Origin of the sequence: Bacillus sp. PAMC28748, from assembly GCF_014250415.1 — a bacterium.
GTDB classification, from domain to species: domain Bacteria; phylum Bacillota; class Bacilli; order Bacillales; family Bacillaceae; genus Bacillus; species Bacillus licheniformis.
Genome location: NZ_CP060192.1, coordinates 1,064,483 through 1,080,753 on the forward strand (window position 1 = coordinate 1,064,483; position 16,271 = coordinate 1,080,753).

A 16,271-nucleotide genomic window follows, 5' to 3' on the forward strand; every position below is an offset into this window, starting at 1 on the left:
TTTCTAAATCAAGTGTATAGCAAATTGTTTTCACGCGCTACAGAGAAAAAAAAGGGCCGTCCTGTAAAGGACAGCCATTCTGTATATCACAAACTCTCGCCATTCGTTTCGATTACTTTCTTATACCAGTAAAAGCTTTTCTTTCTCGTTCTTGAAAGCGTGCCTTTTCCTTCATTGTCACGATCGACGTAAATATAGCCGTAGCGCTTTTTCATTTCGGCGGTGGATGCGCTGACCAGGTCGATCGGGCCCCATGATGTGTAGCCGATTAAGTCGACGCCGTCTGCAATGGCTTCTCTTACTTCTTTTAAATGATCGCGTAAATAGTTGATTCTGTAGTCATCCTGGATGGAGCCGTCTTCTTCGACGACATCGACGGCGCCGAGCCCGTTTTCAACAATGAAAAGCGGCTTTTGATAGCGGTCGTACAATGTATTCAGCGTAATGCGGATCCCTTTAGGATCGATCTGCCAGCCCCATTCGGACGATTCAAGGTACGGATTTTTGACGCCGCCGAGCAGGTTGCCTTCTGTTTTTGCCAAGTCTTCCGGACTCGTGCTTGCGACCATTGACATGTAGTAGCTGAAACCGATATAGTCGACGGTGTTTTCCTTTAAGATGTCTTCATCACCTTCAGCCATTTCAATCGTAATTCCGTTTTCCTTAAAGAAGCGCTTCATATAGCCCGGATAAGCCCCGCGCGCCTGTACATCCGAGAAAAACAGCGTTCTTCTCTCATTCTCCATCGCAGCGAGCACGTCTTCCGGCTTTGGCGTCATCGGGTATGTCGTCGTTGCGGCGATCATGCAGCCGATTTTAGCGTCCGGAATGATGTCGTGCCCCGCTTTAACGGCAAGAGCGCTTGCGACAAATAGATGATGCGCCGCTTGGTACATCGCATTTAACTTGTTTTCGCCTTCTTCAAACACAAGGCCTCCGCCTGTAAACGGCGCATGCAGAACCATGTTGATTTCATTGAATGTCATCCAGTATTTTACTTTTTCTTTATAGCGGGTGAAAACCGTTTTCGCATAATGCTCATAGCAATCGATCACTTTCCGGTTTTTCCAGCCGCCGTATTTTTTAATCAGACCGAGCGGCATTTCGTAGTGGGAAATCGTCACCACTGGCTCAATATTGTATTTTAATAGCTCGTCAAAGAGGCGATCATAAAATTCGAGTCCCTCTTCATTCGGTTCAGTTTCATCGCCGTTAGGAAAAATCCGCGTCCAGGCAATCGATGTCCGGAATGCTTTAAATCCCATTTCGGCGAAAAGAGCGATATCTTCTTTGTAGCGGTGGTAAAAATCGATGCCTTCATGATACAGGTTCAATGACTCCATCGACTCATCGAATGGATACATGACGCCGTTCGGCGACACATCGGCTGTCGAGAGTCCTTTCCCGCCGACATTATAGGCGCCTTCCACTTGGTTTGCGGCAACCGCTCCGCCCCATAAAAAACCTTCAGGAAACTTTTTCGTTTGTTCAGTCATATCATTTCACCTCATCCAAATTTGTCAGGCTTTCCTCTTTCTACGCCAGCGCGATCAGCGCTTCCTCAATGTCAACGCTTTCATCTGATTTCAAAGGTTTGATCGACTGGTACCGGTCCGTATTTGTGATGATAACCGGCGTGATCAACTGATAGCCTGCATCCTTAATCGCATCCATATCAAATGAGACAAGCTCGTCTCCCGGTTTTACAGCGTCGCCTTTATTGACATGCACGGTAAAGTGCTCGCCGTTCAATTTCACCGTGTCGATTCCGATATGGATAATAATTTCCGCCCCATTGTCGCTTGTAATGCCGAGGGCGTGCTTCGTTTGAAAAACGGTTGTGATCGTGCCTGATACCGGCGACACCACTTTGCCTTCTTCAGGCTCAATGGCGACGCCTTTTCCCATGACTTCTCCAGAAAATGTCGCATCATCCACTTCACTCAATGCTTTGACTTCGCCTTTCAGCGGGCTTTGAATGATCTCTCCCGCGCCCGCTTCAGATGGAGCGGCTCCTTGTTCAGCGGCTTCATCTGAAGGAATGTCTTCAAACCCCAATACAAAAGCAAACGCCGTTGCGGCAAAGAACGCGATGACGATACCGATCATTGCCTGTATAAAAGTCGGGCCGATAAACGTCGTAATTCCCGGCAAACCGACGTTTCCGCCAATAATATATGCTGCTACGCCGGTGATGCCGTAAAATGCTCCTCCGACAGCGGCGCCGAGAAGCGCGGATACAAACGGCTTTTTCAGCCTCATGTTGACACCGTACATCGCCGGCTCTGTAATCCCCATCAAAGCCGTGATGCTTGTCGTCAGCGACAATGATTTGAATTTCTTATTTCTGGATCGCAGGAAGACGGCAAATGACGCGCCAGCCTGCCCCATATTCGCCAAGAACATCGCAGGTATCAAGTAATCGTAGCCGTTTTGCGTAATGTTGTTGAACATAACCGGAATGAAAGCATAGTGCATTCCTGTCATGACGATCAGCGAGAACGTTCCTGCTAAAAGGATCATCGTGATTAAACCGGCATTTTCAAATAAACCGTTCACACCGATTGACAGATAGTTCCCTGCAATCGCACCGAGCGGACCGACCGTAATTAATGTGACAGGCACGACAACCAGCAGCGTCAGCGTCGGTACAAAAATCATCTTCAACGAAGTCGGGGTGACTTTGTCAATCCATTTCTCAACGTAAGATGCAATCCAAATCGCGAGCAGGATCGGAATGACGGTCGACGAATAAGTGGCAGCGGTTACAGGCAATCCGACAAAGGAAATGCTTTTCCCTGAACCGAGAAGCGCTGTCAGATCGGGATGCAGAATCGCCGCTCCGATCGCCGCCGCAACATAAGGATTACTGCCGAATTTTCTCGCGGCACTGACCGCCAGCAAAATCGGCAGGAAGTAAAATGCTCCGTCGCCGATGGCGGATAAAATGGTGTGGACCTGGCTAGTTTCGCTCATCCAGCCGAACGTGACGGCGATTGCAATGATCCCCTTGATCATACCCGCTCCGGCGATCGCCGGGAGAATCGGCGTAAATACGCCTGATATCACATCAAAAATGGCGGACAGCACGTTTTTCTTTTTGCCAGCTTGCTGCTCGCCCGCTTTTTCATCGCTGAGCCCGCTGTTGGCAATGATCGCTTTATACACCTTAGGGACATCATTTCCAATGATGATTTGAAACTGCTGGCCGCTGATGTTGGTGCCCATTACAGCCGGAAGACTTTCCAGTTTCGCGCGGTCTGCCTTCGCATTGTCATAAAGATTGAAACGCAGTCTTGTCATGCAGTGAATCACGCTCTGTACGTTCTCTTCACCGCCCACGAGTTGTAAAATGTCCTTCGATACTTTATTATAATCCATATGAGTACCTCCTCTTTGGGGGAATCTGCCGGACTGAAGGTGGCCGCCTTCACCCGGCTTTTTTTATTGGCCTGCTGCCGAAAGAATCCTCGAAATCTCACATCACCTCCTTATTTTGGGTATAAAAAAAACCTAAATTACGCCGGCTTAAACGGGACAATGCCCCAGAAAGCTGTACGCAACTTAGGTTTTGCCTGCAAAAGCAGTAACAATCCTTAAGAAACTTGCTGATATTAGTTTGTAACTATACTTTAGCACCCGTTTTTGTTCATGTCAACGCTTTCATTACAAATGTCTCATAAAAAATAGAATACATGAAAACTAAAAACTAAGACTTTATACCTTCATTTCTTCGTTTTCTAGCTTTCGCCGCCTTTTTCATAAGCAATGCAGGGTTTCGCCTTGCTTTCCTTCGCGCCGCCGGCTCTACAACTGCTTCTTTCGGTTCCTGCTGCTTATGAAGAATGAATCCGGCAGCCATAAACGGAATCCCTGATAAGTTCGTGAAAATGTTTTTAATGCCCATCGCTAAAATAAAAGATCCCCATGGAGAAAACGGATCTTTTTTGATTTTTACGTAAGCGGCGATTTCCAAGGCAATAAAAATGATCGACTGTGCTAATATCACTATCAGCAAGCCCAAAATGAACAAGAGGCCCAAATTAAATAATGTGCCTGAGTAGAGCATCAATTTCAGCGCAGCTACGAAAGTTCCAGCCTCCATATATCCGTCCGTGACATTTGGATTCCAAACAGCATAAGCGTCAAGCTGATGTTTGAAATGAAAAAACAAAAATAAAATGAACAACCAATATATGCTATGTAAACTGATGCCTAATAAAATGAGTCTGTCTGCTGCTTTGTTTTGCAATGTTGCTCCTTCTTTCGTTTATGATTGAAGAGAATGAACCGTCTCTTCCTGCTTTGGCTGAAACGCCTTTAATTCGTTGCTGTCCAGGTCTTCCTGTAATAAGCAAACCTTTTGAATCTGCCTGTTTTGATAATGGTGAAAATAGTAGCTGCACGTCTCGCTGCACATTACCGCCGTATATTGGGTGTAATCGTCTTCGCCTTGATCAGTCATAACAACCCCTTTAGGAATATTCATATTGGAGAGGACATGAAACGCGGCAGAGACGCCTTCTGTTTCATCGGACACAGGCTTCATGTGCTCTTTCAAAAATGCAGCCCTGACAAAGCGGGATGGCGGCGTAAAATCTCCTGGCAATCCGGACAGCCCGGAACCTTGACCAAAAGCCGACAGCGTCAGGCCTCCCATTTTTTTCGCGGCAAACTGTCCCGGCTGAAGACCGATAAAGTTGCGCAAATTGGTCAAATGCCAAGGGAAATCCGGACTGTTCGTCAGCACGCCGACCGGATTATCATGAATTTGAATGCCGTCTGCCGTCGGTTCAACAACGACGCTTGCCCCGGAGCGGTCCGTTAATAGCCAATGCAGCGGCGTCACCGTACTCAGCAAGCTGACCTCTCTCTCAACAATGTTTAAGGAAACAGCCGCTTTTTTCACATCCTCCAAATCGCCGCATTCCGACAGCACCCATGTCACGAATTCGTGCGGCGCAAGATTGCGGCTTTGCTCTTTTGCTTCGTTTTCATACACAGCATAGCCCGGGAAATAAAGCGCCGCGCAAGACAATCCTTTTTCATTCACACCATCGGCAAACAGAGCATTCTTGAGCCTTCTGCCCATCCCGATAAACGCATACCGGCCGGCATGCTCGCTGCCGTCCGCTTCACTTTTCCATTTGTAGCGACGCGGATGCAACAGCACCTCCCCGTTAAGCTCAAAATCAAAATCCATCGTCCTCGCCAATAAATGCTCCCGGCCCGCAGTCGTCAACGTGATACTTGTACACATTGCGCTTCATCCTTTTTGTTTGATATTACACTTCGTGAACTATTTTTATGTTAACGAATTGGAAAAGATTCGTCAAAATGTTGCTTTAACTAGATGAAATAACCACAAAAAAACCTCGATTTCCAAAATAATGGCAATAAAGGAATTAAATGAGTTTAATATCTTTTTTATTTCAACAGATAATTTGAACTTAAAGGAATTTAAGACATTTTCTAACTGACTGTTATCATCGATTCTTCAAAATAATCTATAATTTCAATGGCTAATGCATGTGTTATATTTGTAGATTGAGACTCCTGACTGTATTCTTTTGCTACAAGCATTTTAATTTCGGGCTTCTCTAGGAAAGAAACTAACTCATTCTTTCTTCTATATGCTTCATTTCCATTGGGTAACAACAATGAATCGTCTCCGCTTATTTTTGAAAATTTCTTTTCCCTATTGAGTTCAAAATTATTAAATAAGTCTATAATATTACTGTCTTGGCTTGACAAAATTACTGTTTTTATTGAATTATAATAAATTTGTGGATCAAGACAGTCTTCTATCTCTGTTTTTTCATAAATGGTTCCTTGTTTTGCAACGTCTAATAATTTTATAACTTCTTCATTATTAGATTTAAACACCTGCAATCGTCTTAAGGATATAGGCATATCTTTTAAATTTTCAAATTTATAATTCATTTTTGTCTCATCTGTATCGATAATACAAAGAATCTTTCCTTTAAACTCTTTTCTCTCTTTCTTATCTATAAGAAGTGGATTAAGTAAAAGATTGAATAACTTCACAACATTTCCACAGCCGCCAACTGGTAGAATTCTGTATTCTTTATTTTCTGGCAATATTGTGTCTAGATAAATTTTATCGTCTCCACCCTCACATATTATCCAATTACTATGAGTTTCATTTGTTTTTATATAGCTTAAGATACTAGTAGCCAAATCAAACATACTCTTCAATTCTACATCTTCTGGAAAGCTTCTTTGATTATCCAAGTAATTAAAAAAGCTATATTGGTTTATTTTTAAATTATCAATACTTTTTTCTAAATGTATTAACTGTCCCTTAGTAGTTATAGGTAAAAAACCATACCAATGTGTTGTAATTATTATCTGACTATTAAATTTATTAGCTAAATCCTCTATTCTAGTAAATTGAGCAAAGCAGTTTGCAACATTTAATGAAACTTCTGGTTCATCGATAGCTAACACGATTTCTTTTTCCTTTTGATTAAAGTTAGAAAGAAAAGCATATGCTATGTCTACTAAAGCCTTTCTCTGTTCTCCCGAACTTAATTTTGAAATTTCCCGTTGATTATGTCTTAATGACTTCTTTAAAAAATATGCTTCAAGTATTTTATCTCTTAAATCAGTCCTTGTTAATCGTTTTTTATAATTTGCACTAACCCCATAATCATACCTTGTATCAATACATTTTATTTTCTCATTTATTTCATCCATAAATTTATCAAGATTTTGATTAATATAACTTAAAAAATTAATATTTCTACCTTCAATATTTAATGGTTGTTCAATAATTTTATCTACTAACTCTAGTACATCCCTACTCATCAACTTTTGCATTTGTTCCGCTTCAATTTTAAGTATATCATTTGCTCTTTGTTCTACTGAAATATAAACATAAGAGTAGTGTAACAAAATCATTTTCCTGATTTTATCCATCCTCTTTTCCGATTCTTCAATTAATTTCCCCAAGTACCCTTGAAAGGGATTTAAGGTAGTTTTTCCATTACTCTTAACACCTATAACTAATAGATAGTAATCTTCTTTATATCTATCCTCTAATTTTCTTTTCATTTCAAAAAATTTATCTATATGCTCTCTACGAGAACTACCTCGTACAATACCATCTAAATTACCCCATATATAGTCGCTTATTTTAGTTAAATCAGCTATTGTTTTTTGAAATTCATTTATTTCTGCCCTATTAAATCTATTATGATTCTCAAACCTTGCATTAAACTCTTTTTTATTAATCAAGAAAACCGGAGAAATATAGACATCATCCTTTTTTGCTCCTTTATAAACATTCCACTCTCTATTATTGAAGAAAACGTCTATTGCTTCTAAAATTCCACTTTTCCCAACTCCATTATTGCCTATGTATACTGTATATTTATCATGTAACCCTATAGTAATGGGAACAAAATAAGCCTTATTATATGATTTGTAACCATTTATAAAAGATGATATTAACATAGAACTTAATCGATCCCTTCAAAAATATATTGTGTTTTTGTTTTCAAATATCAAATTCTATCAACTTATCGATTTTCCTAAAAACAATACGAACTATTTTCAGTGACTACCCAAAAAATCACACTTCTTCCATTAAAGCCAAGTACATCTATATTATCGGTTGTTTTTCTTTATATTTCAACTTTAGTTTTGTTTTAAATAATTTTTACAGCTGTATGTAATTATAGGCCTGCCAATAAAAAAAGGGTGGTGTTAAACCACTCCTTCTTTTTATATACTGTCCTGTCGATAAAGTTCTCTAGATTAACTTTTAAAATTGTTTCGCTCGATTTATATTAATTTTGCATGTCACTACTCCCCCAAACTGCATCCCCCTCACGAGACAACGCACTAAACGTCATCACCTTACGCTCAGAAGCCGCATCCCACTGGCGCAAAAACACGCCATCGTAGGTTTTTCCGTCGATCTTGAGTTCTATTTTGTTATGCCCCGTGTTCTTCCACGTTCCGGCTACTGCGCCTGTTATTTTGCCGTTTTGATTCAAGCGGATTTCTTTCGATTCTTTAATATCTGCGGAGATGTCTTTGCCGTGCCTCACCAATTCGTAATCGCCAATCACATCTGACTTTTTAACCTTTTCAAGCTTCTCTCCGGCATAGCGGTGAGGGGCGACAACCGGCCAGCCTTGTTTGTTCATCAGCAATTGGTGGACGCGGACTTCGTGCTCCTCGCCCCGTCCCGGGAAGCGGGTGTGGAAGATTAAATATGATTTACCGCTTTTTTCATCGTAAAAGGCAGAGTTATGGCCCGGCGACACATAGCCGTTTTTATTGTTAAATGAGAAATTTCCCATCAGTTTGACGCCGTACGGTTCGATTGAACGATCGTCAAAAAGCGTTCCTTCTTTGCCGCGGACGTCAATCATCGCGTGGCCTTCTGCATCATAATAAGGGCCGTCAGGGTTTTTGGAGCGGGCGACGCGAATGTTGTACCCGCCGTCAGCGGCAAGCCCCCCGAAGGACATGTACAGGTAGTAATACTGTGTTTCAGGATGGTAGAGAATATATGCGCCTTCAATACGGCTGTGGTTGCCGCCGATCAGCTTTTTGCCGTATCCCTGTCCCGGAAGCGGAAATCCGGTTTTCTTGTCCATTTCTAAAATAAAAATTCCGCCGGAATAGGAGCCGTACACCATCCACAGCTTTCCGTTTTGATCAAAGAATGTGTGGGGATCGACGACATTTGGGTGCTTTGTCGCGTCATAAGGCGTCCCGTCATTGCTGATCCCATCCATTCCCGACTTCAGAAAAATGCCTTTATTTTTGTATGGGCCTTCAATGTCGTCTGCGACAGCAAGCCCGAGGGCGGATCTCGGAGAATCCCCGCGGCAGGCGTTGTAATACATATAAAACTTGCCGTCCTCAAGCTGGGTGACATCAGGCGCCCACAACGTATCAGATTCAGCCCATTCAAAGGTTTCTTTTAATTCTTCATAGACGTTCGGAATCAGAGGATTGCCGTCGTGGACACTCGAGGAAATTTGCGTCCAATTCATCAGGTCCGTCGATTTGGCCGAAGCTAAATGGGAGCCGAAGACATAGTACGTGCCATTCGCTTTAATAATCGATGGATCATGTACCGTCACTTCTGAAAAAACAGGTTTTTGAGTTTGTGCAGAGGCTTGGTTTGGCGCGAAACATGCAGCAATGATGAAAAGCAATGCAAGGACTTGGATGAAACACTTTCTCATATTCATTTGTTCTCCTCTCTTTTAAAACGCTTTCATTTTTTGACAATCCATCATATGCTGCTTATCCAAGGTTTATTACGAGCAAAAAAGCTCCCGACAAAATCGGCAGCCTAAGATTATTTCCTCGCTTTATGCACTTTCAGCAATTTCCCTTTCACTGTCGTGTTTTTCATCGCATCTAAGACGAGCGGACCTTTGCCGTTTAAAATTTCAACGAATGAACCTTGCTCCTGGATCGTGATAATCCCGATATCCTCAGCCGAGACGCCGTCAATTTTAGCAATCGTTCCGACGAAATCAACGGCTCTCAGTTTCTTCTTTTTTCCCCCGTTAAAGTAGAGCCTCATGATTTCTTTATTTAACGGTTCGCTCTTGTCCTGTTTAAGCTCCGGTTTCGTATTGATTTTCTTTAGAAAAGCCGCTTTTGCTCGTGCAATTTCTTCTTTTGACGGCGTCTCAATAATAGGAATGGGAAAGCCGATATAGTCTTCAATATCAGCGATCATCCCCTTTTCACGCGGACTGGCAAGAGTAATCGCTTTTCCCCGGCTGCCGGCTCGGCCTGTTCTGCCGGTACGATGCACATAGCTTTCTTGATCTAATGGCAGCTCATAGTTGATGACATGTGTGATGTTCTCAATGTCGATACCTCTTGCCGCCACATCTGTCGCGATTAAATAGCGGAACGCTCCCCGTCTGAAGCGATTCATCACGGCAAAACGGTCCTCCTGCGGCATACCTCCGTGAATTTTCGCGCACGGATAACCCAAACCGGCTAAGCGCCGCTGCAACTCATTCACTTGCTCCTGTGTGCGGCAAAAGACGATGCAGCTGTCCGGGTTTTCAACAATGATCAGATCCACTAAAAGCGAAAATGGATCATTTTCATCTACAATGATCAGTTGATGCTCGATGTCTGCGGTTGTCGTACCGCCTGCTTTCATCTCGATTTTTAAAGGGTCTTTCATATATTGAAGGGATAGCTGCTCCACATCCTCCGGAAAAGTTGCAGAAAACAGCATTGTCAGCCGTTCTTCAGGCAAATGGCGGATGATCGCTCCCACTTGATCGATAAATCCCATATTCAGCATTTTATCGGCCTCATCGATGACAAGGTATTTCAGTTTTTCTAATGGAAAGGTTCCTTTTTCAATGTGATCCAATACGCGGCCCGGCGTCCCGACAACGATATGGCATTTTTGCTTGAGCTCCGTTTTTTGCCGTTCAAAGGACGACTTCCCGTAAACAGCCGCTGCTTTTATTCTTTTATAGCGGCCGATGTTCGTCAAATCCTCCTTTACCTGAGCGGCAAGCTCGCGCGTCGGTGTCAAAATCAAGGCTTGCGGTTTGTTCTCTTCCCATTCGGTCAACTCGCAAAGCGGAATTCCGAACGCGGCCGTCTTCCCGCTCCCCGTCCGCGATTTCACAACAACATCCCGCTTTTTAAGCGCCGCGGGAATCACCTCGCTCTGCACCGCAGTCGGGTGCTTATACCCTAAATGATCGAGCGCTTTCGTAATATCGCCGCTTAATGCATATTCTTTAAAACTGGCTTTGCTCATGTATGGACTCCTTTTGGTCATATGATTTCCAGTGAATGATGGTGTTATGAATGTGATTATACGCGAATCATGACTGATTTCAAAAAGACATGAAAAAGAGGCTGCAATCAGTGCAACCCTAAGAAACACCCTACAGTATCAATTGTTTTCAAAAATTAATCCGATCATAGTAAGCTCCCACAGCAAAACAGCGATGAAAATGACGCCCAGTAGACGCTGTAATACAAAAGGGAGGCGGGCTAAAACGATTTGGACTTCGTAATTTAAAGAGGAAACCAGAATGGCTACATATCGAAAAAAGTCGGTGATCAGCCCATTTGATTCGTCATATACGTTGACTTCATATAGCTTAATGATTAATGTTGGTACAAACAAAGAAACAAATGCAAACACCATGTTAATTGTTAAATATATGATAAGCGCAGAATTGGGATACGGTATATCCCCTGACATCGCAAATCCAAAAAATAAACTAAAAATAGAAAAAACAAATATACCTATTGGGATATTGGTCTTTCTTATAGCTCTTGAAGGAGGGCGCGCAATTGTCTTTTTTGTTTGAAAACCATATACCAATGCAAGTAAAATGATAAACAGCTCAGCAATGCAAACAAACATAAAAAACATAACATTGGCGTTTTTTTCCCAATAAGGTTTATTCAACAACAATAGAGCAGTTAACAATATTAGAATAACATTGCTTCTCAGCCAAAAGAATCGGCTTTTTTTAAAAGAGAACATAAATAGAAATCCTTTCTACTATAAATCATAAAATTCATTCATTGTATCCACTATTTTCCCAAAATATTCGTCGACTGCCACTGGTAGAAGATATAGCGAGCCAGTTTTTTTAATATTTTCATAATCTAAATGCCAAATGAAATTATCACTTCTTAATAAAAAAGCAACTTGATCTAATCTTGTTTGATTTTGAATATAGTCACTTTCTACAAAAGAAATATTATCGAGCTCTTGGTTGTTTGCTAAAAAGTCAAAGGAAAATTGACTTATAGTCGGATGCGTTTTCGGGTCTTCCGCCATTCTTTTAATAACGTCAGCTTCAACCTCGTGAAACTCATCAAATGAATCTTCATCCATTTCAAAAATTTCATGTTCTGGTTTTTTATCTGTATATGAATGATAAAATGTTTTCAACATTTCTAAAAACGACTCTCTGCTTCTTAAAATCGAAAAACTATGATTTTGATTTTCGATCTCCTGCACAATGAGTTCATCTTTTTGAACATGGTGTACAATCAGCACCCTTTTCCGATGGATACAACGAACTTTTCGCTTTGATTGAATGAGTAAGTGAATCAGGTTTTCTAACCCTTTTTGTAAATTAGATTCTGTGCCATCAGCCCAATATCCTCTTTGTTTTAAAAGATTTTCGGCTTGAATTGAAAATGGCTCAATATCTTTTTCATCTTGAATCAACTGCTGATCATTGATAATATCTTCAGCAGCTTTTTCATACCTACACAATAAAAATGCGGCAACGAGTTCATTTGTTGTTAATATAATTTTAGAGTCTAACATTATACTCCTCCTTATTACCTGAACCAGCTAGTGACAAATTCCTTTGCACCTGAGAGTCCGTCTGAAATTGTATCTGTAGTTTCAGAGGCCTTTTGACTTAACCATTCACCAGCTTCCTTACCTTTATCTTCTATCCAACCTGCAGCATCTTCTCCCCATTCTTTTACTTGATCTCCCGCAATTATGGATCCTGTTATACCAATACCAGCTCCAATTGCTCCTCCAATAAGGGTGCCAGGACCTGGACATACTAATGAACCCAGTCCAGCTCCGCTAGCGGTCAACGCTCCAACTCCAGCATCCATTCCAATCCCTGCTGAAAATCGGCCAAATTTTTCGAACCAAGATTTATCTTTATTATCATCACTAAAAAACTCAGCTCCATTTGTAGTCAAGGAGAATATTGTTCCAGCATAAGGTATTTTTTTGGCGAGTTTTGTAATACTAGCTTCATCCTTAAACTTCCCAACAGTCCCTTTCACATCAACCTTAGTCTTATAACTCTTCAGTTCCTCTGGCTTATGCTTTAGGAAACTTTGGCTCTCCAAAATTTTCTTGTAGGAGATCCTTGTTGTGTTAGGCCCCAATCCAACAATCTTTCTCAAAAGGCCGCTTGGTTTATTTTGAAATTTGCCGAGCCATTTTTTTATTGGTTTGCTTGAGTTTGGATCGCCTTTTTTCAGGATGTTGTAAACAAACTGAGCCACCTTGGAATCGTATTTTCCGTTAGCTCCTTGCGTCCATTTCGGAGAGGCTTTCACACGGAAGTTTCCTTTTCCGTCTTTTTCAAGCTCAAGCATTTTCGTCGCCAGTACATTCACGGCTATGACGCCTTTTGTTACGGCCAACGCGCCGTTTCCTGTTCCGATTAAATCAAGCCATTCAGCGATTCTGCCCATCATTGTCGGATCGTCTTGTTTTTCTGCTAAATCAACGGCTTCGTCAATCATTTGTTTAACGACATCTGTTTCAGAAAAGTAGTTTTCAACCTCTTTAATCGTTTTTTTAGATAAGATCGCGCCTCCCTTTGACCAAGTGTTCACCTTTTCAGTGAGCTTGGATAGCTGAGCGATCGAATTTGACGATTGTTTTAATATAGAATTAGCATCGCGATCAAGCTCTTTTAAATCAGACACCGTGTTGTTCACATGTTTTTTGGCTTCGGAAATATGCTCATTAAATGATGCCAAAGAGATAGATCCGCCCCCAATTAAGTGGCTGATTTTATCAACTTCGTCATTAATCGAATCAACCGTATCATTCGTTTGACGTTTCAGTTCTGTTAAGCCCTTTTTGACGTCATGCGTCAGAAATTCTTCTTTTACAAAACCCTCTGTTGATTCATAAGTTCTGATTTTTGCTTTAATGTCTTTTAAATTCTGTATGTATTGATCTATAAAGTGCTGAAAATAAAGCAGCACGGGAAGATGAAGAACAGAAAAGTGTTCTTTGATCGCATTTCCGCCTTCTCCTTTTAATGCATCATCAAGCTCTGCAATTTTTTGTACACTTTCCCTTATGGCGTTGATCTCTTTTTCCTCCTGCTTTTTTTCCTTAATCAATTGGTCAATCGCGTCAATGACTTCAGAAACATCTAAAACTTTCAAGAGAAAACCAGCCCTCCTTATTTCATTTTTTGAGAGATGTTTTTATCAGTATCAATCAAGACTTTAATGTTTGACCATGCGTCCTTTTCAACTGATGATAGCGCCTCCTTGTATTTTTTTAGTAGTTGCTCGTATTCCTTTTCGATTTTTTTTATTTTGTTCACTACATCCATTGAAGAATTAGAGATATCGGCTTTTGAACCTGATATCGAAAGTGCGCTGATTTTTGTCTGAAGGCTTGAAAACACCGTTTTGACTTCTTCTGCTTTTACCTTTATTTCTGCCATTATTTCACCTCAATGATTGACTTGTTTTTTTATATCTGTAAGCTGTTGTTTTTGTATACTTAGAAACATCTCCATATTAGAAATTTGCATTTCAAGATTTTCAATCTCTTGCTCAATATGCGAAATCAGACCATCTGTTTCTCTCTGTATATTTTGATAGCTGTGTGCAATGTTTGATCTAATATTGATAAATTGCTTTGTATGTCTGCCATTCCATATATGTGATGTAATATCTGGCTGATTGATGAGAGTGGCATTGTTTGAAAGGGTGTGAAGTTCACCGGTAATAGCTGTTTTTGCTTTTTTCAGTTCAGCGATTTTGCTTTGGGTATCCTTTATATTGTGAGATAAAGAAGAAATATCTTTTTCCAAAGAAGAGATTTTAGCAGCATGGTTAGACATATCGGGTTCACCTCATTTTTCAGAAAATAAAAATCCGCACGTTACTATTCGCTTATTCCACTGTATTTCGGTTAGGTATATTGTTGCTTTACGGGAGAATCTAACGTTCTTGTAAATCAGACCTTTTTCATATTACAATATCATCCAAAATAGGTAAATAGGATAATGGACTTGGTTTTCTTGGATTTTCTTGAATCGATCAATTCAAGATACAAACGATGTTATTTAAAATAGCGTCCTGGACTTAGTTCAAATGACCTTTTCTCAAATTCCGTGACATCAAAAAAACAGCACACACCCAAAGGTATGTGCTGTTTTGCATGTTCCTCTATTCCGTAATCACCGTATGCACAAGCTTCGGTGCTTCGGCTGTTTCCGCGATTTGGATGTTGTCGTAGACTTTTGCGATGACGTCATCGACATTTTCGCGGTTTGCGTATAGGGTAACCAATGGTTCGCCTTTTTCGACTGCGTCGCCGACTTTTTTGCGGAGCATGATGCCGACGGCGAGGTCGATTTTGTCTTCTTTTGTTGCGCGGCCGGCGCCCAGCAGCATGGCCGCAACGCCGATTTGATCGGCGACGATTTCAGACACGACACCCGCTTCTTTGGCAGGAACGTCGATTTTATAGGCAGCCTGAGGCAGCTTTTCTGGGTTATCCGCGACAGAGCTGTCGCCGCCTTGATTCTGCAGGAAGTCTTTGAATTTTTGCAGCGCTTTTCCGTTTTTCATCACGTCGATCAGTTTCTCTCTTGCTTCGTCAAGGGTCTCCGCTTTTTTGGCGAGAACGACCATTTGGCTGCCCAATGTTAAGACAAGCTCAGTCAAGTCTTCAGGACCTTCGCCTTTTAATGTATCAATCGCCTCTTTCACTTCAAGCGCATTTCCGATGGCAAACCCCAGCGGCTGGGACATGTCGGAGATGACGGCCATCGTTTGGCGGCCGACATTGTTTCCGATGCGGACCATTGCTTTTGCAAGGTTGACTGCATCTTCATCGGTTTTCATAAATGCGCCGGCGCCCGTTTTGACGTCAAGGACAATCGCATCCGCCCCTGCGGCGATTTTCTTGCTCATGATCGAGCTGGCAATCAGCGGGATCGAATTGACCGTGCCTGTCACATCGCGAAGGGCGTACAGTTTTTTGTCAGCAGGCGTCAAGTTTCCGCTTTGGCCGATAACGGCGACCTTGTCGCGGTTGACGAGCTCGATGAATTCATCTTTGGAAAGTTCCACGTGAAACCCTTTGATCGCTTCGAGCTTGTCAATTGTTCCCCCTGTGTGTCCGAGGCCGCGTCCCGACATTTTGGCGACGGGTACGTCGAGAGCCGCGACAAGCGGTGCAAGTACGAGCGTCGTCGTGTCGCCGACGCCTCCTGTTGAGTGTTTGTCGACCTTGATACCTTCAATCGCGGAAAGGTCGATCGTTTCGCCTGAGTTGACCATCGCCATCGTGAGATCGGCCCGCTCTCTGTCCGTCATGTCCTGAAAATAGATGGCCATCGCCAGAGCGCTCGCTTGATAGTCAGGAATGCTGCCGTCGGTGTAGCCTTTAATGAAAAATTGAATTTCTTCTGTTGTCAATTCTTCTCCATTTTGTTTTTTTGTGATGATATCAACCATTCTCATTGTGATCACCAGTC

Annotated in this window: 13 protein-coding genes; all 13 read right to left on the reverse strand. The window is 41.9% G+C overall.

What is annotated here, in order from left to right; all coding sequences use genetic code 11:
• Positions 1-86: 86 nt before the first annotated feature.
• Complete coding sequence (locus H7F26_RS05445; RefSeq protein WP_009329956.1) at positions 87-1,496, reverse strand: aryl-phospho-beta-d-glucosidase; 1,410 nt, start codon at positions 1,494-1,496, stop codon at positions 87-89.
• Between the two features lie 40 nt (positions 1,497-1,536).
• A complete protein-coding gene (locus H7F26_RS05450) occupies positions 1,537-3,381 on the reverse strand; it encodes a beta-glucoside-specific PTS transporter subunit IIABC (RefSeq protein ID WP_003177744.1) in 1,845 nt (614 codons plus the stop codon).
• A gap of 328 nt (positions 3,382-3,709) precedes the next feature.
• Positions 3,710-4,252, reverse strand: a complete 543-nt coding sequence (locus tag H7F26_RS05455; RefSeq protein WP_009329959.1) for a hypothetical protein — start codon at positions 4,250-4,252, stop codon at positions 3,710-3,712.
• Between the two features lie 18 nt (positions 4,253-4,270).
• The gene (locus H7F26_RS05460) at positions 4,271-5,260 is read right to left on the reverse strand and encodes a choloylglycine hydrolase family protein (protein ID WP_009329961.1); all 990 of its coding nucleotides are present in this window, start codon (positions 5,258-5,260) and stop codon (positions 4,271-4,273) included.
• A gap of 212 nt (positions 5,261-5,472) precedes the next feature.
• Positions 5,473-7,479, reverse strand: a complete 2,007-nt coding sequence (locus H7F26_RS05465) for an AAA family ATPase (RefSeq protein WP_003177753.1) — start codon at positions 7,477-7,479, stop codon at positions 5,473-5,475.
• 335 nt (positions 7,480-7,814) lie between these two features.
• Positions 7,815-9,236, reverse strand: a complete 1,422-nt coding sequence (locus tag H7F26_RS05470) for an arabinan endo-1,5-alpha-L-arabinosidase AbnB (RefSeq protein ID WP_009329963.1) — start codon at positions 9,234-9,236, stop codon at positions 7,815-7,817.
• Between the two features lie 110 nt (positions 9,237-9,346).
• On the reverse strand, positions 9,347-10,792 hold the full coding sequence (locus H7F26_RS05475) for a DEAD/DEAH box helicase (protein ID WP_009329965.1): 1,446 nt from the start codon (positions 10,790-10,792) through the stop codon (positions 9,347-9,349).
• A 138-nt stretch (positions 10,793-10,930) separates the two neighbouring features.
• Positions 10,931-11,533 (reverse strand): hypothetical protein, encoded by a 603-nt coding sequence (locus tag H7F26_RS05480; RefSeq protein ID WP_003177759.1) that lies wholly within the window; start codon positions 11,531-11,533, stop codon positions 10,931-10,933.
• Positions 11,534-11,551: 18 nt separating this feature from the next.
• On the reverse strand, positions 11,552-12,331 hold the full coding sequence (locus tag H7F26_RS05485) for a hypothetical protein (RefSeq protein ID WP_003177761.1): 780 nt from the start codon (positions 12,329-12,331) through the stop codon (positions 11,552-11,554).
• A gap of 14 nt (positions 12,332-12,345) precedes the next feature.
• A complete protein-coding gene (locus tag H7F26_RS05490; RefSeq protein WP_003177763.1) occupies positions 12,346-13,938 on the reverse strand; it encodes a ribonuclease YeeF family protein in 1,593 nt (530 codons plus the stop codon).
• A gap of 17 nt (positions 13,939-13,955) precedes the next feature.
• Complete coding sequence (locus tag H7F26_RS05495; RefSeq protein WP_009329967.1) at positions 13,956-14,225, reverse strand: YwqI/YxiC family protein; 270 nt, start codon at positions 14,223-14,225, stop codon at positions 13,956-13,958.
• 9 nt (positions 14,226-14,234) lie between these two features.
• Positions 14,235-14,627 (reverse strand): DUF5082 domain-containing protein, encoded by a 393-nt coding sequence (locus tag H7F26_RS05500; protein ID WP_003177767.1) that lies wholly within the window; start codon positions 14,625-14,627, stop codon positions 14,235-14,237.
• A gap of 328 nt (positions 14,628-14,955) precedes the next feature.
• The gene (locus H7F26_RS05505) at positions 14,956-16,257 is read right to left on the reverse strand and encodes a pyrimidine-nucleoside phosphorylase (protein ID WP_003177769.1); all 1,302 of its coding nucleotides are present in this window, start codon (positions 16,255-16,257) and stop codon (positions 14,956-14,958) included.
• Between the last annotated feature and the right edge of the window lie 14 nt (positions 16,258-16,271).

What these genes read in the sequence shown, in the direction of transcription:
- H7F26_RS05445 (WP_009329956.1), bottom strand. Translation starts at nt 1,496, where the DNA reads ATGACTGAACAAACGAAAAAGTTTCCTGAAGGTTTTTTATGGGGCGGA.
- H7F26_RS05450 (WP_003177744.1), bottom strand. Translation starts at nt 3,381, where the DNA reads ATGGATTATAATAAAGTATCGAAGGACATTTTACAACTCGTGGGCGGT.
- H7F26_RS05460 (WP_009329961.1), bottom strand. Translation starts at nt 5,260, where the DNA reads ATGTGTACAAGTATCACGTTGACGACTGCGGGCCGGGAGCATTTATTG.
- H7F26_RS05465 (WP_003177753.1), bottom strand. Translation starts at nt 7,479, where the DNA reads ATGTTAATATCATCTTTTATAAATGGTTACAAATCATATAATAAGGCT.
- H7F26_RS05470 (WP_009329963.1), bottom strand. Translation starts at nt 9,236, where the DNA reads ATGAATATGAGAAAGTGTTTCATCCAAGTCCTTGCATTGCTTTTCATC.
- H7F26_RS05475 (WP_009329965.1), bottom strand. Translation starts at nt 10,792, where the DNA reads ATGAGCAAAGCCAGTTTTAAAGAATATGCATTAAGCGGCGATATTACG.
- H7F26_RS05480 (WP_003177759.1), bottom strand. Translation starts at nt 11,533, where the DNA reads ATGTTCTCTTTTAAAAAAAGCCGATTCTTTTGGCTGAGAAGCAATGTT.
- H7F26_RS05485 (WP_003177761.1), bottom strand. Translation starts at nt 12,331, where the DNA reads ATGTTAGACTCTAAAATTATATTAACAACAAATGAACTCGTTGCCGCA.
- H7F26_RS05495 (WP_009329967.1), bottom strand. Translation starts at nt 14,225, where the DNA reads ATGGCAGAAATAAAGGTAAAAGCAGAAGAAGTCAAAACGGTGTTTTCA.
- H7F26_RS05500 (WP_003177767.1), bottom strand. Translation starts at nt 14,627, where the DNA reads ATGTCTAACCATGCTGCTAAAATCTCTTCTTTGGAAAAAGATATTTCT.
- H7F26_RS05505 (WP_003177769.1), bottom strand. Translation starts at nt 16,257, where the DNA reads ATGAGAATGGTTGATATCATCACAAAAAAACAAAATGGAGAAGAATTG.